At 56.6% G+C, this 20,124-nt stretch carries 19 protein-coding genes; 10 read left to right on the top strand and 9 right to left on the bottom strand.

Translation table 11 applies throughout. From position 1 onward, the window contains the following. Nucleotides 1-55: 55 nt before the first annotated feature. Nucleotides 56-1,288 (bottom strand): urate hydroxylase PuuD, encoded by a 1,233-nt coding sequence (locus ACG74X_RS13960; protein ID WP_411235571.1) that lies wholly within the window; start codon nucleotides 1,286-1,288, stop codon nucleotides 56-58. Nucleotides 1,289-1,388: 100 nt separating this feature from the next. Between ACG74X_RS13960 and ACG74X_RS13955 the strand changes: the two genes are divergently transcribed. Beyond that, nucleotides 1,389-2,297: a LysR family transcriptional regulator gene (locus tag ACG74X_RS13955; RefSeq protein WP_411235569.1), complete on the top strand. Its 909-nt coding sequence runs from the start codon at nucleotides 1,389-1,391 to the stop codon at nucleotides 2,295-2,297. Here the strand turns inward: ACG74X_RS13955 and uraH are convergent. Continuing rightward, nucleotides 2,294-2,647 (bottom strand): hydroxyisourate hydrolase, encoded by a 354-nt coding sequence (uraH, locus tag ACG74X_RS13950; RefSeq protein WP_411235568.1) that lies wholly within the window; start codon nucleotides 2,645-2,647, stop codon nucleotides 2,294-2,296. The genes ACG74X_RS13955 and uraH overlap by 4 nt on opposite strands. A 147-nt stretch (nucleotides 2,648-2,794) precedes the next feature. On the opposite strand from uraH, the gene puuE reads away from it, so the two are divergent. From puuE to ACG74X_RS13935, 3 genes are read left to right on the top strand one after another with little or no spacing between them, the layout of a single operon-like run. Next, on the top strand, nucleotides 2,795-4,207 hold the full coding sequence (gene puuE, locus ACG74X_RS13945; protein WP_411235567.1) for an allantoinase PuuE: 1,413 nt from the start codon (nucleotides 2,795-2,797) through the stop codon (nucleotides 4,205-4,207). Continuing rightward, entirely contained in the window at nucleotides 4,204-4,689 is a 486-nt protein-coding gene (locus ACG74X_RS13940) for an ureidoglycolate lyase (RefSeq protein WP_411235565.1), read from the top strand. The genes puuE and ACG74X_RS13940 overlap by 4 nt, the downstream gene beginning before the upstream one ends. Nucleotides 4,690-4,741: 52 nt before the next feature. Then, a complete protein-coding gene (locus ACG74X_RS13935; RefSeq protein WP_411235564.1) occupies nucleotides 4,742-6,181 on the top strand; it encodes a uracil-xanthine permease family protein in 1,440 nt (479 codons plus the stop codon). 71 nt (nucleotides 6,182-6,252) lie between these two features. Here the strand turns inward: ACG74X_RS13935 and ACG74X_RS13930 are convergent, their stop codons facing one another. The 5 genes from ACG74X_RS13930 to bhcA form a co-directional block, all read right to left on the bottom strand. After that, entirely contained in the window at nucleotides 6,253-6,594 is a 342-nt protein-coding gene (locus ACG74X_RS13930) for a RidA family protein (RefSeq protein WP_411235562.1), read from the bottom strand. Nucleotides 6,595-6,836: 242 nt separating this feature from the next. Beyond that, the gene (gene bhcD / locus ACG74X_RS13925) at nucleotides 6,837-7,802 is read right to left on the bottom strand and encodes an iminosuccinate reductase BhcD (protein ID WP_411235560.1); all 966 of its coding nucleotides are present in this window, start codon (nucleotides 7,800-7,802) and stop codon (nucleotides 6,837-6,839) included. 120 nt (nucleotides 7,803-7,922) lie between these two features. Next, the gene (bhcC, locus tag ACG74X_RS13920) at nucleotides 7,923-9,086 is read right to left on the bottom strand and encodes a 3-hydroxy-D-aspartate aldolase BhcC (protein WP_411235558.1); all 1,164 of its coding nucleotides are present in this window, start codon (nucleotides 9,084-9,086) and stop codon (nucleotides 7,923-7,925) included. Nucleotides 9,087-9,209: 123 nt separating this feature from the next. Continuing rightward, nucleotides 9,210-10,196: a beta-hydroxyaspartate dehydratase BhcB gene (gene bhcB / locus ACG74X_RS13915; protein WP_411235637.1), complete on the bottom strand. Its 987-nt coding sequence runs from the start codon at nucleotides 10,194-10,196 to the stop codon at nucleotides 9,210-9,212. Then, nucleotides 10,196-11,386, bottom strand: coding sequence for an L-aspartate--glyoxylate aminotransferase BhcA (gene bhcA, locus ACG74X_RS13910; RefSeq protein ID WP_411235557.1), 1,191 nt, complete (start codon nucleotides 11,384-11,386; stop codon nucleotides 10,196-10,198). Before bhcA ends, bhcB begins: the two co-directional genes overlap by 1 nt. A gap of 171 nt (nucleotides 11,387-11,557) precedes the next feature. On the opposite strand from bhcA, the gene bhcR reads away from it, so the two are divergent. Further along, nucleotides 11,558-12,400 (top strand): HTH-type transcriptional regulator BhcR, encoded by an 843-nt coding sequence (gene bhcR, locus ACG74X_RS13905; RefSeq protein WP_411235555.1) that lies wholly within the window; start codon nucleotides 11,558-11,560, stop codon nucleotides 12,398-12,400. On the opposite strand, the gene ACG74X_RS13900 is transcribed toward bhcR, so the two are convergent. Continuing rightward, nucleotides 12,381-13,250, bottom strand: coding sequence for a bifunctional allantoicase/(S)-ureidoglycine aminohydrolase (locus ACG74X_RS13900; protein WP_411235553.1), 870 nt, complete (start codon nucleotides 13,248-13,250; stop codon nucleotides 12,381-12,383). The two genes, bhcR and ACG74X_RS13900, sit on opposite strands and share 20 nt — an antisense overlap. A 215-nt stretch (nucleotides 13,251-13,465) precedes the next feature. Between ACG74X_RS13900 and ACG74X_RS13895 the strand changes: the two genes are divergently transcribed. Next, on the top strand, nucleotides 13,466-15,094 hold the full coding sequence (locus ACG74X_RS13895) for an ABC transporter permease (protein WP_411235552.1): 1,629 nt from the start codon (nucleotides 13,466-13,468) through the stop codon (nucleotides 15,092-15,094). Nucleotides 15,095-15,149: 55 nt separating this feature from the next. Here the strand turns inward: ACG74X_RS13895 and ACG74X_RS13890 are convergent, their stop codons facing one another. Then, nucleotides 15,150-16,175, bottom strand: a complete 1,026-nt coding sequence (locus ACG74X_RS13890; protein WP_411235551.1) for an extracellular solute-binding protein — start codon at nucleotides 16,173-16,175, stop codon at nucleotides 15,150-15,152. A 302-nt stretch (nucleotides 16,176-16,477) separates the two neighbouring features. On the opposite strand from ACG74X_RS13890, the gene ACG74X_RS13885 reads away from it, so the two are divergent. From ACG74X_RS13885 to ACG74X_RS13870, 4 genes are all read left to right on the top strand, one after another. Continuing rightward, nucleotides 16,478-17,377: a metal ABC transporter substrate-binding protein gene (locus tag ACG74X_RS13885; protein WP_411235550.1), complete on the top strand. Its 900-nt coding sequence runs from the start codon at nucleotides 16,478-16,480 to the stop codon at nucleotides 17,375-17,377. A gap of 136 nt (nucleotides 17,378-17,513) precedes the next feature. Then, nucleotides 17,514-18,368, top strand: a complete 855-nt coding sequence (locus ACG74X_RS13880) for a manganese/iron ABC transporter ATP-binding protein (protein WP_411235636.1) — start codon at nucleotides 17,514-17,516, stop codon at nucleotides 18,366-18,368. Beyond that, nucleotides 18,368-19,267, top strand: coding sequence for a metal ABC transporter permease (locus tag ACG74X_RS13875; protein ID WP_411235635.1), 900 nt, complete (start codon nucleotides 18,368-18,370; stop codon nucleotides 19,265-19,267). The genes ACG74X_RS13880 and ACG74X_RS13875 overlap by 1 nt, the downstream gene beginning before the upstream one ends. Next, on the top strand, nucleotides 19,267-20,124 hold the full coding sequence (locus ACG74X_RS13870; RefSeq protein ID WP_411235548.1) for a metal ABC transporter permease: 858 nt from the start codon (nucleotides 19,267-19,269) through the stop codon (nucleotides 20,122-20,124). The genes ACG74X_RS13875 and ACG74X_RS13870 overlap by 1 nt, the downstream gene beginning before the upstream one ends.

The following is a 20,124-nucleotide window of genomic DNA, read 5'->3' as shown; positions in this document are numbered from 1 at the left end:
TCAAACGCGCCGCCAAGGGCCTTGCCGGTGCCGGAAAAGACCGGCCGTCCGTCTGTTATTGATCCCGGACTTCGCGGACCCAGGCGATGATGGCGCGTCGCGCCTCGTCATCCATCTGGACCGCGTTCGGCGGGGGCATCGCGTGGCTGACACCCGCCTGCAGGTAAATATCGCTGGCATGACGCGCAACATCCCCCGGTGTTTCAAGGTGAACGCCCTTGGGGGCCCATTGCATGTTGCCCCAGACAGGTTCGCGCGCGTGACACATGGAGCAATTTCCGACCACGACGTCATAGGCGTCTTCAAACCCGTCGGCGGACGCGAATTGCAGTTCGTAGGGTGTCAGCTGTCTGGCTTCGGCCTCGTCCCAGGTTTCGCCTGTTCTGACGGTCGACAACCAGGCAATGGCCACCATCAACAAGACCGTCACCGCCCAGGTCCAGTGCGGACCGGTTCCGGTTTTGTGCATCGTGTTGAAATAATGCCGGATGGTGACACCGGTCAGAAAAATCAGGCTTGCAATAATCCAGGCGAATTCTGTGCCGAACGACAGCGGGTAGTGGTTTGACAGCATCAGGAACACCACCGGGAGCGTCAGGTAATTGTTATGCGTTGACCGGACCTTGGCGATCTTGCCGTATTTGGCATCCGGTGTTCGGCCCGCCTTGAGGTCCTCGACCACGATCCGCTGGTTCGGCATGATCTGAAAAAACACATTGGCCGTCATGATCGTTGCGGTAAAGGCCCCCAGATGCAGCAGCGCAGCGCGGCCGGTGAAGATCTGATTGTAGCCCCAGGACATGATCACCAGGATCACAAACAACAGCAGCATCAGCAGTGTGGGTTGTTCGCTGAGCCGGGATTTGCACATCGCATCATACAGCAACCATCCGATCGTCAATGACCCTGCCGAGATCGCGATGCCCTGCCACAGGGACAGGTCAACCTTTGTGGGGTCAAGCAGGTAAAGTTCACCACCGACCCAGTAAATGATCATCAAAAGCGCCGCACCGGAAAGCCAGGTGGTGTAGCTTTGCCATTTGTGCCAGGTCAGATGCTCGGGCATCCGGGCCGGGGCCACCATATATTTGACGGTGTGGTAAAACCCGCCGCCATGCACTTCCCATTCTTCGCCATAAGCGCCTTCGGGCAAGGCATCATTGGGTTTAAGCATCAGATCAAGCGCGATGAAATAGAACGATGCGCCGATCCAGGCCATTGCTGTGATGACATGAAGCCAGCGAACCGAAAACGCGATCCAGTCCCATAAAATGGCCAAATCATACATGGGGGTCCCTCCAAAACCTGTGTTTGACAGCACTCTATCCGCCGTAAAATTGTTCTGCTATGCATGTCAAACGCCAAGCAGCATCAAAAAAATCAGAATAATGTCCTATCTCGATAACATACGAACCTTTGTGCGCGTCTACGAGCTTGGCAGTATGTCCGCCGCGGGACGTGATTTGCGAATCTCACCTGCGGTTACATCATCGCGCATTTCGCAACTTGAGGAACATCTGGGCGTTCGCCTGTTTCAGCGCACAACGCGCAGCCTGACACCAACCGATCAGGGCAAAACATTTTTTGACGCCGCCTGCGACGTTCTGGACGCCGTTGAAAAAGCCGAGGCGCGCGTGATCAACATGACCGACAACCCCAAGGGATCGCTATATGTCGCGGCACCGCTGGGGGTGGGCCGACGGCTTATCGCACCTCAGGTTCCGGGGTTTCTTGAGATGTATCCCGAAGTGAACATGCGGCTCAGGATGACGGACCGGAAGGTGGATCTGACCACAGAGGGGCTTGATCTTGCGTTTTACCTGGGCAACCCAAAAGACAGCAATCTGCGCATTCGCAAGATTGCCGATGTCGCGCGAGTCCTTTGTGCGTCGCCGGAATATGTGAAACGCAAGGGCCATCCCAAAGACGGGACGGCGCTGATTTCAGACAATCATGAGTGCCTCAACCTGAGGTTTCCCGGCGCGACGGAGTTTCAATGGCGTCTGGTCACAGAGGACGGTCCCAAGAAGTTTCGCGTCACCGGGCGCTACGAATCCGATGACGGAGATGTCCTGACGGATTGGGCATTGCACGGACATGGCATCGCCATGAAGCCGATTTTCGAGGTCAGCGATCACCTGCGGAACGGGCGTCTTGTGCCGGTCGCCGAAGAGACGCCGCCGGAGCCGATCCAGATGGCGTGTCTTTTCACGCACCGTAAAAGGCAGGACCCGAAAACCCGCCTTTTCATGGAATACATCATCGAGGAAATCTCGGATGTGGTCAGCGCGGTTTAACTGCCGCGATAGGTGGAATAGCCGAACGGAGAAAGCAAAAGAGGCACATGGTAATGTGATGCCTCAGACATGCCAAAACGCAGCGGTACAACATCCAGAAAGCGCGGGTCTTCGGCTGGTGTGCCGGATGCGGTCAGATAGTTACCGGCGTGAAACACCAGCTCGTAGACACCGGTTTCAAATTCGGCTTCCGGCAGGATCTGTTCATCGGTGCGGCCATCATCATTGGTCGTCAGGGTCTTGAGATGTGTTCGCGCCTCACCTTGTAGACGGAACAATTCGATCCTAAGACCTTTGGCCGGGCACCCCCGCGCCGTGTCGAGGACATGTGTCGTCAGATAACCGCTCATATTACGCTCCATCAAGTTTGATATATGTGTGCCAGAGCATCGGTTGGCGTCAAAGCCCGATACACAAGAGGCTGTTTTAAGTTTTTTTTGAAAAACTACTTGATTGTTTTGCTCTATTGAGGAGTGGAAGTAAAAAGGAAAAGAGACATGGCTCGTTATCCACGCGATTTGACAGGGTATGGACCAACGCCCCCCGCCGTGACCTGGCCGAACGGGGCTAAAATAGCAGTCCAGATTGTCTTGAACTACGAAGAAGGTGGCGAAAACAACATCTTGCACGGGGACGCCGCGTCCGAAGCATTTCTGTCCGAGATCACCGGTGCCGCGCCTTGGCCAGGTCAACGTCACTGGAACATGGAATCAATCTATGACTATGGCGCGCGGGCCGGTTTTTGGCGCGTTCATCGTTTGTTGGGCGATTTGCCGATTACGGTCTACGGTGTTGCCACCGCCTTGGCGCGTGCGCCGGGACAGGTGGCCGCCATGCAGGCGTCGGGATGGGAAATTGCCAGCCACGGCCTGAAATGGGTCGAACACAAGGATATGCCACCTGAGGAAGAGCGCGCCCAGATCCAAGAGGCTATTCGCCTGCACACCGAGGTCACCGGGGCTCCACCGCGCGGCTGGTACACAGGGCGATGCTCTATGAACACCGTCGATCTGGCGGCGGAGGAGGGCGATTTTGCCTATATCGCCGACAGCTATGCTGACGATCTGCCCTACTGGGTCAAAGCGGGGGGCAAGGATCAGTTGATCGTGCCCTATACCATGGACTGTAACGACATGAGGTTTGCTATTCAGGCCGGTTACACCAATGGCCGCCAATTCGAAAGCTATCTCAAAGACAGCTTCGACATGCTGTATGCCGAAGGGCAGGCAGGGCACCCTGCGATCCTGTCCATTGGTCTGCATTGCCGCCTGATCGGGCGTCCCGGTCGCGCGATTGCGCTTCAGCGCGCGATCGAACATTTCAAGGCGCATGACGGCGTCTGGTTTGCAACACGCGAACAGATTGCCGACCACTGGGCCAAACAGCACCCGCCGACAACCAAACCGCGTCCGTCGGAAATGGATCGCGACACCTTTGTGGCAGAGTTTGGCGGCATTTTTGAACACAGTGCCTGGATCGCAGAAGCCGCGCATGCGCTGGAGCTTGGTCCAACGCATGACACCGCCACCGGGGTTCACAATGCGCTGGCGCGGGTGTTCCGGTCCGCGTCAGAAGAACAACGGCTGTCTGTTCTGACGGCGCACCCGGATTTGGCGGGTAAACTGGCTGCTGCGGGAAAATTGACTGCGGAAAGCACCGCCGAACAAGCGGGCGCGGGTCTTGATCTGTTGACTGATCAAGAGCGCGAGACGTTCCAGGACCTGAACGCGCAATATGTGGCGCGGCACGGGTTTCCTTTCATCATCGCCGTCAAGGACAACACAAAGGCGTCAATCCTTGAGGCGTTCTATCGCCGTATCGACAATGACCGCGGCACAGAGTTTGCCGAGGCGTGCAAACAGGTCGAACGCATTGCCGAGCTGCGTCTGATCGACAAGTTCGCATCATGAGCACAGTATTAAAAGCCGAACCGATCACACAAGCCGCAATCGCCGGTCTGGCCGATCTGATCGAGGCCAGTGGCGAAGCGGACAAGCTGATCAATCAAGGGCAATGCGGCCGTTATCACAACCGCGCAAAGCTGGACATCGTCGACGGAGAGCCAGGTATCAGCGTTTTCAAATCCGTGTCGTTCTCGCTTCCGTTCACGATGGAGATGATGGAACGGCATCCGTTTGGGTCACAGGCATTCCTGCCCATGCAGGATGGGGATTACCTTGTGGTTCTGGCTGAGGACAAAGACGGCGCACCGCACAATCCGCGCGCGTTCATCGCAGGCGCGGGGCAGGGCGTAAATATCGGGCGCAATGTCTGGCACGGGGTTCTGTGCCCATTGTCCGACCCCGGCCTGTTCATGGTTGTTGATCGGATTACAGACGGTCCCAACCTAGAAGAGCATTGGTTCGAAGAGGCCTACACTATCGAGAAATAAGAAGAACTGCTGGCATAAGGCCAGCGCGACGCATCATAAGGGAGGGACAGTTATGTCAGATGCATCTATCGGGACGCCGGAACAACTCCGCGATCCCAATTACACACCAGCCTTACACAAAGCGATTCCGCTGGGCATTCAGCATGTTTTGGCGATGTTCGTTTCGAACGTCACACCGGCCATTATCATCGCGGGGGCTGCTGGCTTTGGCTTTGGTTCAGATGCGGGCGCGCAGGGTTTCCCTGACATGACGTATCTTATCCAGATGTCGATGTTATTCGCGGGCATTGCGACCCTGTTCCAGACCATCGGTCTTGGCCCGGTTGGCGCGCGGTTGCCGATTGTGCAGGGAACCAGTTTTGCCTTTATCCCGATCATGATCCCGCTGGTGGCTGGCAAGGGGGTTGAGGCGCTGCCGGCGCTGTTTGGGGGTGTTATCATTGGGGGGCTTTTCCACACTTTCATTTCAACCTTTATCGGCAAAATCCGCTTCGCGCTGCCACCTTTGGTGACAGGGCTGGTGGTCACGATGATCGGTCTGGCGCTGGTCAAGGTCGGGATCGAATATGCCGCCGGGGGCGTCCCGGCCAAGGCAAATGACCTGCCGGAATATGGCAGCATGTTAAATTGGTCAGCGGCGTTGGTTGTTGTTTTCGTGACGCTGGGTTTGAAATTCTACGCAAAAGGAATGCTGGCTGTTTCAGCCGTCGTGATCGGAATCATCGTAGGCTACTTTTACGCATTGGCCATGGGGATGGTGACGTTTGAGGGCATCGCAACAAGCTGGAATCGTGCAGCGCCAGTCGCTTTCCCTGTTCCTTTCAAATACGGTATCGAGTTCGGATTTGCAGCAATCGTTGGTTTCTGTTTGATGGCCTTTGTCTCTGCCGTTGAAACTGTCGGCGACGTTTCGGGTATCACCAAAGGCGGTGCGGGCCGTGAAGCAACTGACAAAGAGATTCAGGGCGCAACATATGCCGATGGTGTTGGTTCGGCTGTCGCGGGCATCTTTGGCGGTTTTCCGAACACGTCCTTTAGCCAAAACGTGGGTCTGATCGCCATGACGGGTGTGATGTCACGCCATGTAGTGACCATCGGCGCGATTTTCCTGATTATCTGTGGGCTTGTTCCAAAGGTCGGCGCGGTGATCCGCACGATCCCCATCGAAGTGTTGGGCGGCGGTGTGATTGTCATGTTCGGTATGGTTGTGGCGGCCGGGATCTCGATGTTGTCAGATGTGAACTGGAACCGTCGCAATATGGTGATCTTTGCAATTGCCCTGTCGGTTGGCCTGGGCCTGCAACTTGATCCAAAGGCGGTTCAGTACCTGCCTGACACGCTGCGCATCCTGATGACCTCTGGTCTGTTGCCAGCAGCGGTGATCGCCATCGTGCTTAACCTGATCTTGCCAGAACAACTGTCCGGAGAGGCCACCGAAGAGGTTTCCGGTGGGCATCAGGGACATGGCGCGGGGTCGCTCGAAAAGGGATGATCGCATTCTGATCAACAAAAACGGCCCGGTCACTGCGACCGGGCCGTTTTGCATTTTGATGTCCGGCGTGCTTAGTCGTATGCGGCATCCACGATGAATTCGACTTTTAACTCTGGTCTGGCAAGCTTTGCCTCACCACAGGCGCGCGCCGGAGCATGTCCTTTGGGCACCCAAGCATTCCAAACCTCGTTCAGGCCAGCAAAATCTTTCATGTCGGCAAGCCAGATCGTCACGCGCAGCATTTTCTCGCGGGATGATCCGGCCTGGACCAACAGGGCATCAACCTTTTCAAGGCAGGTGCGGACCTGATCCTGAATGGTCTCGCCTTCTGCAACCTGACCGGTCAGATAGGCAACGCCGTTGTGCTTCACAATTTTCGAGGACCGCTCTCCGGTATCAATGCGTTCGATCAACGTGTGTCTCCTTTGTGATCTACGTGATGAAAATACGCTTATCGTGATTGCGCCGGCAGTCCACCTGCAAAGACACTGTTGTGCAGACAATGCACCAGACGTCCGCGCCTAGGGTCAAGAAATCTGCGTCCAAAGGGCGATTACAAAAAACCGCGCGGTGTGTGATCACCGCGCGGTTTCTGGATGTTGTGCCGAAAGGGCGACTGCCGGAACGGGACATTACGATGTCAGAGAGAAAAAGATCAGAAATCGACCTCAATCGCGATGCCTTTTTGAACCGCCAGATCGACGACAGAGGCCGCGACAGCCAAGTCTTGAAGACCGACGCCCGTACCATCAAAAAGCGTAATCTGATCATCCGAAGTGCGACCCGCGTGGGTGCCGTTAATCACAGCACCCAGTTGCGAGACGTCACTTTCCTTGATCAAACCTGCGCCAACCGCGTGCTGGGCTTCGCCGATCGAGATAGATTGGGCGACCTCGTCGGTAAAGACATCGGCTTTGACCAACAGCTCGGCCTCGACCTCTTGTTTGCCTTTGGTGTCAGTGCCCATACACGCAACATGCGTTCCGGGTGATACATGATCGGCCAAAAGCGAGGGCGCGAACGCAGAGGTGATCGAGATGATCACGTCCGCCTCGGTCATCCCCGGCAAATCCACCGCCACGAACGGCAAGCCTGCCTCTTGGGCAACTTTTTCGATATTGGGCAGCATTTCGGGGTGGTAGTTCCAGCCGATGACTTTTTCAAAGTCTCGCTGTTCCAGCGCAGCGCGCAGTTGGAATGTTGCCTGATGCCCGGCACCAATCATACCCAACACCTTGGCGTCTTTGCGGGCCAGATGCTTGATCGACACCGAAGATGCGGCAGCGGTGCGCAACGCGGTCAATAGGTTGCCACCGACCATTGCACTGACCTTGCCAGTGTCGGGATCGAACAGGAATACGGTGGACTGATGGTTGATCAGGCCGCGCTTTTCCAGATTGTTGGGCCAATAGCCACCCGCCTTGAGACCAAGCGTCAGACCTGCCTGATCGAAGCCCCCTTTGAAACCATAAAGCGCATCTTCGTGCCCAATCGCTTCCCGCACGACCGGAAAGTTATAGGCGTCTCCGGCGGCCATCGCCGCAAACACTTTTTCGACGGCGTCAAACGCGGCTTCTCTGGTCATGAGATCGGCAATCTCACGTTCTGGAACGATCAGCATAGTGTCTCCCCTGCTCTGAATTTTCTGCGCCCGAGTGCCATTGCTGGAGGCAGGCATACACAACGGGCGGCGTCCCGGCTCTTGCCAAGCCGGGCCCTCCAAGGTGTGTGTTGGCGTTGATTAGAACGCGCGACCGCGGGCAGATACCGGCCAGACGGTCTCGACCTTGCCGTTGCGCACACCGACATACCAGTCATGCACGTTTGCGGTTGGGTCACAGTGACCGGGAACCAGCTTGAGCTTGTCGTTCACCTTGAGAACGCCTTTGGGATCGGCCACAACGCCATGCTCGTCCGAGCATTTGACGTATTCAACATCATCGCGGCCATAAATCACGGGCAAACCGGAATCGACTGATTGCGCCTTAAGGCCCGCATCGACAATCGCCTTGTCGGCTTTGGCATGCGACATGACCGATGTGAGAATGAAAAACGCGTTTTCCCACTCGCCTTGGTCGATCCGCTTGCCATCCTTGTCGAGGATGCGGCCATAATCGGCATCCATAAACGCGTAAGAGCCGCACTGAAGCTCGTTATACACACCCGAGTTGCTCTCGAAATAATAGGAGCCAGTGCCGCCGCCGCCGACGATGTCACATTCCAGACCTTCGGCCTTGAGCGTATCGACCGCATCTTTGACCATCGCAACCGCCACTTCGATCTTGGCTTTGCGGTCTTCATAGGAATCCATGTGCTGCATCGCGCCTTGATAGGCTTGGATGCCCGCAAATTTCAGACCCTCTGCCGCGTCAATCGCCTTGGCGATCTCGACGACTTCCGGGGTTGTCGTCACACCGCAACGTCCCGCGCCACAGTCGATTTCGACCAGGCATTCGATCTGTGTGCCGTGCTTCTGCGCCGCTGCCGAAAGATCGGCTACGTTTTCGATGTCATCCACACAGCAAATGGCGCGCGCACCCAGTTTGGGCAGACGGGCCAGACGGTCGATCTTGGCCGGATCGCGCACCTGATTTGAAACCAAAACGTCCTTGATGCCGCCGCGCGCAAACACTTCTGCTTCAGAGACCTTCTGACAGCAAACGCCACAGGCACCGCCAAGCTCTTCTTGCAGTTTCTGAACGTCGACAGATTTGTGCATCTTGCCATGGGTCCGGTGACGCATGCCGTGATCCTTGGCATAGTCGCCCATCTTTTTGATGTTGCGCTCCAGCGCATCAAGATCAAGCACAAGGCACGGCGTTTGGATATCTGCCTCGTCCATACCGGGCTTTGCGGGGATGTCGAAGCCGACTTCGTAGTCGTCGAAATGGGTCATGTCTTTCATCGGATCACTCCAGAATTAAAGTGCAGTTGAAGCCGAGTCGGCCGGTTGGCCGAGTCTGTGAATTGTTGTGCGTGTTTCCTATAGGAAACAAAGGGGCTTGAAAAGGCCGTGACGGATGTTCAATCAGCTGTTCAACCACGGCAGTTTATCAAGGTCGACATTGCCGCCCGTGACGATCACACCAACCCGTTTGCCGGCGAATGCCTCTTTGTTTTTCAGGATCACCGCCAAAGGCACAGCGCAGGAGGGTTCCATCACGATGCGCAGGTATTTCCACGTGATTTTCATCGCATCGATGATTTCGTCTTCGCTGGCGGTGTAAATCTCGTCGACAAAATTGGACACAAAGTGCCAGGTGCGATCCTTAAGAGGAACTTTCAGACCGTCGGCAATTGTGACCGGTGCGTCATCGGCAATGATATGACCTGCCTTGAAGCTGCGATAGGCGTCATCGGCCTGTTCAGGTTCGGCTGCGATGATCTTGATCTCGGGTGCCAGGGTGGACAGCGTCAGGCAGGTGCCCGAAATCATCCCGCCCCCGCCGATGGGGGCCACCATCATGTCAAGCGCGCCGCCGCCGATCTCTTCCATCTGTTCGACGAATTCCTTTGAGCAGGTGCCCTGACCGGCAATGACCCGAGGATCATTATAGGGGTGCACAAATTCACCTCCTGTCTTGGCCTGTACCTCGGCGAATACGGCTTCGCGCGATGTGGTCGATGGCTCACATTCGGTGACCACGCCACCATAGCGTTTGACCGCGTCTTTTTTCGCCTGCGGTGCTGTGCGCGGCATCACAACATTACACGGAATGCCGCGACGTCCTGCAGCATAGCTGAGGCACAAAGCATGGTTGCCAGAGCTGTGCGTGCAGACCCCCTTGGCAGCCTGCGCATCACTCAGACCAAACACCGCATTGGACCCGCCACGGACCTTGAACGCACCGGGTTCTTGAAAATTCTCGCATTTGAAGAACAGGTCTGCACCGGATAGTTCGTTCAGATAGGCCGATTGCAAGACAGGGGTGCGGTTGATGTGCGGCTTGATGCGTTCATGGGCATCCAGCATGTCCTGATATGTCGGCAGGTTAAGGTCGTTTGCGTCTTTCATCATGCGGCATCCTTCTGCTTGAGAGCGGGGTTCGCGCGGTAAAATTCCTGTGCTGCGGCCACACCGGAGCCGAGTTTGATATCAAGGCCCAGATCGGCCATGCACATCTCGGCTGTGGCCAGACCGCTGAGCATCATTACATCGGTCAGACTGCCAAGGTGACCGATACGGAACACCTTGCCTGCCACCTCTCCAAGACCCACGCCAAAGGCAACGCCATAGGTGTTGGCGGCATGCGTGACGATGTCCGTCGCGTTGAACCCGACCGGAGTCCGGATCGCGCTGACGGTATCGGAATAGACATCCGGTGACACGGCGCACAGCTCAAGCCCCCAGGCATCAATCGCGGCGCGTACACCTGTGGCGATCCGGGTGTGCCGGGCAAACACGTTGTCCAGACCTTCTTTGAGGATCATGTCGCAGGCTGTGTTCAGCCCGTTCATCAAACCAACGGCGGGTGTGTAGGGATATGCGTTGTTGTCATAGCCTTTGGCCATGTCGTGAACATCAAAGAAGGTGCGCGGCAGGGTGGCCGTCTTGGTCGCGTCCATTGCCTTGGCGCTGAAGCCGACAATCGCCAATCCCGCGGGCAACATGAAACCTTTTTGTGACCCGGTCACAGCAACATCGACGCCCCAGTCATCAAACCGAAAATCCATTGACGCAATGGATGACACGCCGTCCACAAACAGCAACGCAGGGTGGCCCGCGGCATCAAGCGCGCGGCGCACCGCGGCGATGTCGGATTTCACACCCGTGGCCGTTTCGTTATGTGTGGCCAGAACCACTTTGATCTTGTGGTCCTTGTCGGCTGTCAAAATCTCTTCATAGCGATCTGCGGGCAGGCCATGGCCCCAGGGGGTTTCTACGATCTCAACATTCAGGCCGTGGCGCTGGCACATGTCGATCCAGCGATGCGAGAACATGCCATTGCGCGCAGCAAGCACCGTATCGCCCGCCGACAGGCAGTTGGTCAGGGCTGTTTCCCACCCGCCGGTGCCGGTCGATGGGAAAATGAACACCTCCGCGCTCTTGCTTTTCAAGATGGTCTGAACTGCCTTTCGCGCAGGATGCAGGATTTGTCCGAACAAGGGCGACCGGTGGTCGATTGTTGGCATGTCACAGGCCTTGCGGAGAGACTCCGGCATGTTGGTGGGGCCAGGAATGAAGACGGGGTTCTGAAAGCTCATGTCGGTCTCCTTAAGGTTTGGCACACCTTAATGTGCTTCGCGAGTCGTCGACAGATTTTCGTATCCCCCTGCGGAACGCATGGCTTTGTGGTATTATTGTTTATTGTCAAAGTCTTGCATTTTTCATATCGTGAATGGTAATTTCATAGTAACCTGAAGGAGTTTCTGTTTATGGCGAACAATGAACAGGACCACAGGCCAAGAGCCCGTGGACGGCCGCGCGGCTGGCACGATAAAACTGCGCAGAATACGATCAAGTCGCTGGATCGTGCGATGCATGTATTTGGGTATCTCAGTGAACACCAAGGCAAGGCGCTGAGCAGTCTGTCCAAAGAGCTGAACGAAGCACCTGCCACGCTCTACCGCATTCTGGTCACCCTTGAGACACACGGGCTGGTCGAATTCGACCCGGTCGATCAGGTTTGGCATATCGGCGCACAGGCGTTTACCATCGGAACGAAATTTCTGCGGCGCACGTCACTGATCGAACGCGCGCGGCCGGTTATGCGTAAACTGATGGAAGACACCGGAGAGACGGCAAATCTGGGCACAGAGCGGGACGGTCAGGTTCTGTTTCTCAGTCAGGTCGAAACCCACGCCAGCATTCGTGCGTTTTTCCCGCCAGGCACGTTGTCGGACATGCATGCGTCGGGCATCGGAAAGGCGCTAATGGCTGAAATGGATTCAGATCGCTTGGACAGGCTGCTTTCAGACAGGCCGCTGACCGCGTTTACGGACAACACGGTGACGGATGCCGATGCCTTGCGCCAGGAACTGGCGACCATCCGGCGAAACGGGCTGTCGATTGATCGGGAAGAACGCAACGAAGGCATGCGTTGCATCGCGGCCCCGGTCTTTGACGCCAATAACGAGGCCGTCGCGGGAATATCCGTGTCCGGCCCGACCAATCGCATGAAAGATGCTGCGATGGAACGGTTGAGCGGGCATGTCAAAGACGCCGCTCAAGCGCTATCACGGGCGATTGGAGGTCAAGCTATTCTGCAGCAGCCTTGATCCGGGATGGCAGCGCCGGAGCCTGAGAGCCCAAACGCAAATTCATGTGGCGGTTCACGTCTTTGTAGAGCAGATAGCGAAACCGCCCCGGCCCACCGGCATAACAGGCTTGCGGGCAAAACGCGCGCAGCCACATATAATCGCCTGCCTCAACCTCGACCCAGTCATTGTTCAGGTTGTAGACGGCCTTGCCCTCAAGCACGTACAGCCCGTGTTCCATGACATGCGTTTCAAGAAACGGAATGACGCCGCCTGGTTCAAAGGTGACAATGGTCACATGCATGTCGTGGCGCAGATCGGCGGGATCAACAAACCGTGTCGTCGCCCATTTGCCATCCGTGCCCGGCATTTCGGTTGGGGTGATGTCCTGCTCATTCGTTACGATGGGATCGGGTGTGGGTAGGCCCGGAACGGGCTCATACGCTTTGCGCACCCAATGAAACCGCAGCATGTCATCGCTTTTGTTATACAATGACCATTCGGCAGTTGGGGGAATGTAGGCATAACCGCCTTCGGTCATCGCATGCTCTGTGCCGTCGATGGTCAGAACAGCGGTGCCTTCAACAATGAATAAAACGCCTTCGGCTTCAGGGTCAAGCTCGGGTGTGTCCGACCCACCGCCCGGCGACACTTCCATGATGTATTGGGAAAAGGTTTCTGCAAACCCGGACAAGGGGCGCGCAATCACCCACAGGCGGGTCTTGTCCCAGAAGGGCAGAAAGCTGGTCACGATATCGCGCATCGTGCCTTTGGGAATAACGGCATAGGCATCGGTGAATATGGCACGATCCGTCAACAGTTGGTCCTGTCCGGGGTGACCGCCCCGAGGGGCAAAATATTTCGGTGACATATGCGCTCCGCCAAATAAGGATTATCTTTAATATGGGGCCCAGCAGCACCTTCATCCACCCTGGAAAGTGCGACAGGACCTTTCGCATTTTCTTGATAAATGAAAAGATCCGCGTTACCCGGCGAAATCCCGATAAAAACAATCAGACCTACACTCTGTTCGGTTTCCGGGATAGACACCCACGACAGAACACCACCCTGGAAAGAGCCTGCGGCATGGACAAAAAGATAATCACAGGCATCGCGCTTTTTGTTGCTGCGGTGTGCGTTTTGCCGATCATCGGAGTGATCCTTGCAGCCGTGTTTGGCAATTTGGATACGCTTAGCCAACTCGCCGAGACGGTGCTGTGGCGCTATACCTGGACAACCGTGGCATTGGTTGTGCTGGTGGCGGTGGGCAGTATCGTGATCGGTTCCACAACGGCGTGGCTGGTTGTGGCCTGCGAATTTCCGGGGCGACGGTGGCTTGAGGTGGCGCTTGTGATTCCGCTGGCATATCCGGCCTATGTTCTGGCTTATGCTTATACGGATGTTCTTGATCATCCCGGCATCGTGCAATCCACATTACGCAGCATGATGGGGTGGGGGCCACGGGATTACTGGTTTCCGGAAATCAGATCGCTTGGCGGGGCCGCGTTGATGCTGACGCTTGTGTTGTACCCATACGTGTATCTTCTGGCGCGCGCGGCGTTTCGGATGCAGGCCGCGACCCCGTTCTACGCCGCACGGTCGCTGGGTGCGACGCCGTTCAGTGCATTTCTCAGGGTGTCACTGCCAATGGCGCGGCCAGCCATCGCTGCAGGAACGTTGTTGGTTGTCATGGAAACAATCGCAGATTTTGGCACAGTGGCCCATTTCAGCGTCCAGACCTTTGCAACCGGAATCTACACAAGCTGGTTTGGTCTGGCCGATCGTGGCGCGGCGGCGCAGCTTGCGCTGGGCTTGTTGATGTTCGCCCTGCTGATTGCAGCGCTCGAACATATCAACAGAGGGGCGGCTGCCTTTGCGCCAAAAGGACGCCGTGAACCCTTTGTCCGGTTCCCGCTTGGCAAAGGGCAAGCGCTTGCGGCGCAAATTGTCTGCGTTCTGCCCGTTCTGCTAGGTGTTTTGATCCCGTCACTGACTCTGGTGCTGATGGGAATTCGATCGGAGCAGAATATCTTTAGCCCGCGCTACCTGCATTTTGTTCAAAACTCGCTCACGCTTGCGAGCGTCGCGGCGATTGTCACGGTGGCCGCGGCTGTGTTTCTGGGCACGTTCAACCGCATTTCGCCACATCGGATCTCACTGGCGTCACTTTTTATCGGTCGGCTGGGGTATGCGGTGCCCGGAGGGGTGATTGCCGTGGGCCTGTTGGTTCCCTTTGCGACATTCGACAATTGGCTGGATGCCCGCATGGAGGCCTGGTTCGATATATCGACCGGACTTTTGATCACCGGATCTATCTGGCTGATGATCGCGGCCTATATGATACGGTTTCTCGCAGCGGCCATCGGAGCTTATGACAGCGGGCTGGCCACGGTCACACCCAACATTGATGCCGCGTCTCGCGTGTTGGGCAGAACCGCCTGGGGCACTGTGCGCGATATCCATCTTGCAGTCTTGCGGCCCAGTATCCTGACCGCGCTGCTGATCGTGTTTGTGGATACGATCAAGGAATTGCCGGCCACTCTGATCTTGCGCCCCTTCAATTACGACACCCTTGCGGTGCATGCGTTCCGCCTTGCGTCCGATGAACGGCTTGATGGTGCGGCAGTGCCAAGCCTGATGATCGCGGGTATTGGGTTGATCCCGGTTATCCTGCTATGCGCCCAAATCGGCGATTGGCGGCGCGCGCGGGCCTAAACGAAAAAAGGCGCGCCTGTAGTCAGGCGCGCCCTGTTCGAAAGCTCGGGATTGCTTACTTCCAGCCTGCTTCGTTCAGGATGTTCTGGGCCGCCGCGATGTTGTCGGCAATGTCGGAAAGCTTAATCGCATCCGGACGGAAAATACCGAGCGCTGCCACCGATGGGGACAGGCCAACGCCGGGCACAGCCGGGTATTCGTCATTACCTGCCGAGAAATATTCCTGCGCCTGATCCGAGGCCAGATATTCGAGGAACCTGACCGCATTTTCTCGGTTGGGGGCGTTAGCGGCAACGCCGCCACCGGAAATATTCATATGCGCGCCAATGTCGTCTTGGTTTGGAAACACCCAACCGATATTGGCGATATCGTCTTCCGACATGCTCTTGTCGCCTTTGCGCAGAACGCGGGCATAGTAATAGGTGTTGGACATGGCGATGTCACATTCGCCAGACGCGATGCCGCGCAGCTGGTCGGTGTCGCCCCCCTGCGGATCACGAGCGAAATTGCCGACGACAGCGTTGGCCCAGTCTCCGACCGCCTCTTCTCCAAGATGGGCGACTAGGGCTGCGGTTATGTTCTGTGTGTAGACGTTAGAGGATGAGCGAATGCAAACCATGCCTTCGTATTCCGGGTTTGCAAGATCCTGATAAGTCCGTGGTGGGTTCTCGACATCGGTTTTGTCGTAAAACAGGATGCGGGCGCGTTGCGAGAAGGCAAACCACTGGTTGTCTTCATCCTGCAAATAATCCGGGATGCGCTGTTCGAGAACGTCGCTTTCGACAGATTGCAAAAGCCCCAGTTCTTTTGCGCGTGTGATACGGACGGTGTCGACCGTCAGGAACACATCAACCGGAGAGTTCGCGCCTTCTGCTTCCATACGCGCGATCAGCTCGTCTGCGTTGCCCTCGATCCGATTGACGGTGATGCCGGTCGCTTCGGTGAAATCCGAATACAGACGTTCGTCCGTGTCGTAGTGTCGGGACGAATACAGGTTCAGTTCGCCTTCGGCAAAGGCCGGGACTGCCGTGATGCCGACGGCGACTGCCGCAGTTGCGAGCAGCGAGGATTTGAATGACATGAACTTCTCCTTGTTGATCCAAAGTTTACTAAAAACGTCAGGTACCACAGTTGAAATCAATTGCAAGATATCCTGATAAAAATACTCTGAAAATAATCTGCAGGCCTGACATTCTGCGAAATCGCCATAGGCACACGCCGCGCGTCGAAACGCTTCGGTGCCTCGCGCGTTTTGGGCGAGAGACAACCAAAGACGCATTTGTGACCACCCCTACTTGCGAACCATTCTCAACTGTGGTTCTTATTGCGAGTGATTTGCATTTACAGGGCAAATGCCTGTATGTCTCATAAGGAGGGTTCAACATGAAAACACCGTTTCTTGCCGTTTCCATTGCCGCGATCGGGGCGGTCTGTGCCGGACAGGCGTCGGCTGATGACAAGATGAAGGTGGTGACCACGTTCACGGTTCTTGCCGATATGGCGGCGAACGTGGCCGGAGATGCGGCCGAAGTGGTGTCCGTCACCAAGCCAGGCGCGGAAATTCACGGCTACGAGCCGACCCCCCAGGACATTGTGCGCGCATCTGATGCCGACCTTATTCTCTGGAACGGCATGAACCTTGAGCTGTGGTTTGAACAGTTCCTGTCCAATCTTGGCGATGTTCCGTCTGCAACCCTGACCGAGGGCATTGATCCGATCTCCATCTCGTCCGGCAATTACGAAGGAAAACCCAACCCCCATGCCTGGATGGGTTTGGACAATGCGCTGATTTACATCGACAATATCGAAAAAGCCTTTGTCGAACATGACCCGGAAAATGCCGATATCTACACCGCGAATGCCGCTGCCTATAAAGACCAACTGCGTGCTACGCTGGAACCCTTGCGCGAAGAGGTCGCCGCGATCCCCGAAGATCAGCGCTGGTTGGTGACGTGCGAAGGCGCGTTTAGCTATCTGGCCCGTGATTTCGGTATGAAAGAGCTCTACCTCTGGCCAATGAACGCCGATCAAAACGGCACACCCCAGCAGGTGCGCGCGGTGATTGACGGTGTCCGAGAGAACAACATTCCCGTGGTGTTCTGCGAAAGTACGGTGAACACGGCCCCGGCCCAACAGGTCGCGCGCGAAACCGGAGCAACCTATGGCGGTGTGCTTTATGTCGATTCGTTAAGCACAGCCGACGGCAATGTGCCGACTTACCTTGATCTGCTGACCGTGACATCGCGCAGCGTCGCAAACGGATTAACCGCCGCCACCAACTAGGGCGGCAAACTTCAAATAGCGGGTCTGCGGCAACCCAACCGCAGGTTCGCGCATTTCAGAACTGACGGACCGCAAAACCAAGGATATTGCCATGCTCGATGAGCAGAGCCAACCACACGTGACCCACCCCGCCCGCATGGAAAAGCCCGGATTGTCGGCACAGGATGTCACTGTGACCTACCGCAACGGACACACCGCGTTGTGGAATGCGAGCTTTGAGATCCCGCGCGGCACGGTGACCGGGCTGGTTGGGGTCAATGGCGCGGGCAAGTCGACGCTGTTCAAGGCCATCATGGGGTTCGTGCCTGCGTCGCAGGGCGAAATCCGCATTCTGGGGATGGACGTCAAAGAGGCGCTGTCCAAGAACCTTGTGGCCTATGTTCCCCAATCCGAAGATGTCGACTGGGCATTTCCCGTGCTTGTCGAAGATGTTGTTATGATGGGGCGCTATGGTCACATGGGGTTTTTGCGCCGCCCGAGATCCGCAGATCATGCCGCGGTTGACGAAGCGTTGCGCCGGGTGAACATGCAGGACTTCCGTCATCGCCAGATTGGCGAATTGTCAGGCGGCCAACGCAAGCGCGTGTTCCTGGCGCGCGCCCTAGCGCAGGATGGGCAGGTGATCCTGCTTGATGAGCCGTTTACCGGTGTTGACGTCAAAACCGAGGATCAGATCGTGGCCCTTCTGCGCGAATTGCGCGACGAAGGGCGCGTGATGTTGGTGTCGACCCACAATCTGGGTTCGGTGCCCGAATTCTGTGATCGTACCGTGCTCGTCAAAGGCACGGTGCTCAGTTACGGACCGACCGAAACCACCTTTACCCGCGAAAACCTTGAGGCGGCGTTCGGCGGTGTTCTGCGCCACTTTACGCTGGGCGGGGACACGTTGCACGACGATGAAGATGCGCGTGAGGTGACGATCTTTACCGATGATGAACGCCCCTTTGTCCAATATGGGGAAAAGACGCAAGTTACGGACCCAAAGCCATGATGGACAGTCTTTGGGAACCCTTCACCTACACTTACATGATGAACGCGATGTGGGTTTCGGCGCTTGTCGGTGCGGTCTGCGCATTTCTGTCAGCATATCTTATGCTGAAAGGCTGGTCGCTGATTGGCGATGCGCTGTCCCACTCTGTGGTGCCTGGCGTTGCGGGTGCGTATGTTCTGGGCCTGCCATTCGCGCTGGGCGCGTTCATTGCCGGGGGGCTGGCGGCCGCAGCGATGTTGTTTCTGTCTGAACGCTCTGGTCTCAAAGCAGATGTGATCATTGGGCTGATCTTTACCTCGTTCTTCGGCCTTGGCCTGTTCATTGTGTCGATCAATCCCATGTCCGTGTCGATCCAGACAATCACAATGGGCAATATCCTGGCGATTACACCGGAAGATACGCTGCAACTGGCGATCATCGGTTTTGTGTCTCTGGCGGTTCTGCTGGCCAAGTGGAAAGACCTGATGGTTACCTTCTTTGACGAAAACCACGCCCGCACCATCGGGCTTCGGCCGGGTTTGCTCAAAGCCGTTTTCTTTGTCCTGCTGTCTGCTTCTGTGGTGGCCGCGATGCAAACCGTCGGCGCGTTTCTGGTCATTGCGATGGTCGTCACACCCGGGGCCACGGCGTATCTGCTATGCGATCGGTTTCCCCGTTTGATCATCCTGTCCGTCGCGATTGGCGCGTTCACCAGCTTTTTCGGGGCGTATATCAGCTATTTTCTTGATGGCGCGACCGGCGGGATCATTGTGACATTGCAGACGCTGATCTTTCTGATGGCGTTCGTGTTTGCACCGCGCCACGGCATATTGGCGGCCAAACGCAAAGCGCGACACGCCTTGCGCACTGGGCCAAAAGACAGCCTTGTGTCGCAAGATACCGCGCAGGAGGCAGCGTGATGGATCTTGAGACACTGCTTTTGCCGTTTCGGTTCGCTTTTATGCAAAACGCGTTCCTGATTTCGATGATGGTTGCGGTGCCAACAGCGCTTTTGTCGTGTTTCCTCGTGCTCAAGGGCTGGGCGTTGATGGGAGATGCCGTCAGTCATGCAGTTTTGCCGGGAATCGTTCTGGCCTATATTCTGGGCATTCCCCTGATCATCGGCGCGTTTGCGGCGGGCATGACCTGTGCAGTTGCGACCGGGTATCTGGCTTCCAACAGCCGTGTCAAACAGGACACCGTGATGGGGGTAGTGTTCTCGGGCATGTTCGGGGTCGGGATCGTTTTGTATGTGTCGGTGGAGACCAATGCGCATCTTGATCACATCCTGTTTGGAAACATGCTGGGTGTCGAACGTCACGAGTTGTGGACAGCGGGCCTGATCTCGGCGGGTGTTGCAGCGATTTTGGTGCTTAAGTGGAAGGACTGGCTGTTGCACAGTTTCGACCCGGCGCAGGCGCAAGCCTCGGGTCTGTGGGTCAATGCGTTGCATTACGGACTGCTGGCGGCGCTTTCGCTGACGATTGTCGCGACCTTGTCGGCGGCGGGTCTGATCCTTGCCATTGGCCTGTTGATTGCACCCGGCGCGATTGCTTTTCTGCTGGTGCGCACATTCTCGACCATGCTGTGGGTGTCGGTGCTGATCAATGTGGCGGCCATGTTGGCGGGCACGTATTTAAGTTTCTTTCTCGACAGCGCCCCGGCTCCGACGATCGTGCTGATCCTGACCGCCCTGTTTATCGTGGCCTTTGTGCGTCGTCAGGTTTTGACACGCCGCGCCTCGACGTTGCGGCGTGAAGGCGTTCTGGACGTTTGA

This window comes from Marivita sp. S0852 (assembly GCF_046591575.1).
Lineage (GTDB): Bacteria > Pseudomonadota > Alphaproteobacteria > Rhodobacterales > Rhodobacteraceae > Marivita.
The sequence above is the reverse complement of the archived record's forward strand: the minus strand, read 5'-3'. Positions and strand labels throughout refer to the sequence as shown.

Excerpts from the sequence above, each read along its gene's own strand:
- ACG74X_RS13960 (WP_411235571.1), bottom strand. The coding sequence starts at position 1,288 with ATGTATGATTTGGCCATTTTATGGGACTGGATCGCGTTTTCGGTTCGC.
- bhcB (WP_411235637.1), bottom strand. The coding sequence starts at position 10,196 with ATGAAAGACGCAAACGACCTTAACCTGCCGACATATCAGGACATGCTG.
- bhcA (WP_411235557.1), bottom strand. The coding sequence starts at position 11,386 with ATGAGCTTTCAGAACCCCGTCTTCATTCCTGGCCCCACCAACATGCCG.
- ACG74X_RS13895 (WP_411235552.1), top strand. The coding sequence starts at position 13,466 with ATGGACAAAAAGATAATCACAGGCATCGCGCTTTTTGTTGCTGCGGTG.
- ACG74X_RS13955 (WP_411235569.1), top strand. The coding sequence starts at position 1,389 with ATGTCCTATCTCGATAACATACGAACCTTTGTGCGCGTCTACGAGCTT.
- uraH (WP_411235568.1), bottom strand. The coding sequence starts at position 2,647 with ATGAGCGGTTATCTGACGACACATGTCCTCGACACGGCGCGGGGGTGC.
- ACG74X_RS13900 (WP_411235553.1), bottom strand. The coding sequence starts at position 13,250 with ATGTCACCGAAATATTTTGCCCCTCGGGGCGGTCACCCCGGACAGGAC.
- bhcC (WP_411235558.1), bottom strand. The coding sequence starts at position 9,086 with ATGAAAGACATGACCCATTTCGACGACTACGAAGTCGGCTTCGACATC.
- ACG74X_RS13880 (WP_411235636.1), top strand. The coding sequence starts at position 17,514 with ATGGAAAAGCCCGGATTGTCGGCACAGGATGTCACTGTGACCTACCGC.
- bhcD (WP_411235560.1), bottom strand. The coding sequence starts at position 7,802 with ATGCTGATCGTTCCAGAACGTGAGATTGCCGATCTCATGACCAGAGAA.
- ACG74X_RS13890 (WP_411235551.1), bottom strand. The coding sequence starts at position 16,175 with ATGTCATTCAAATCCTCGCTGCTCGCAACTGCGGCAGTCGCCGTCGGC.
- puuE (WP_411235567.1), top strand. The coding sequence starts at position 2,795 with ATGGCTCGTTATCCACGCGATTTGACAGGGTATGGACCAACGCCCCCC.
- ACG74X_RS13870 (WP_411235548.1), top strand. The coding sequence starts at position 19,267 with ATGGATCTTGAGACACTGCTTTTGCCGTTTCGGTTCGCTTTTATGCAA.
- ACG74X_RS13875 (WP_411235635.1), top strand. The coding sequence starts at position 18,368 with ATGGACAGTCTTTGGGAACCCTTCACCTACACTTACATGATGAACGCG.
- ACG74X_RS13935 (WP_411235564.1), top strand. The coding sequence starts at position 4,742 with ATGTCAGATGCATCTATCGGGACGCCGGAACAACTCCGCGATCCCAAT.
- bhcR (WP_411235555.1), top strand. The coding sequence starts at position 11,558 with ATGGCGAACAATGAACAGGACCACAGGCCAAGAGCCCGTGGACGGCCG.
- ACG74X_RS13885 (WP_411235550.1), top strand. The coding sequence starts at position 16,478 with ATGAAAACACCGTTTCTTGCCGTTTCCATTGCCGCGATCGGGGCGGTC.
- ACG74X_RS13940 (WP_411235565.1), top strand. The coding sequence starts at position 4,204 with ATGAGCACAGTATTAAAAGCCGAACCGATCACACAAGCCGCAATCGCC.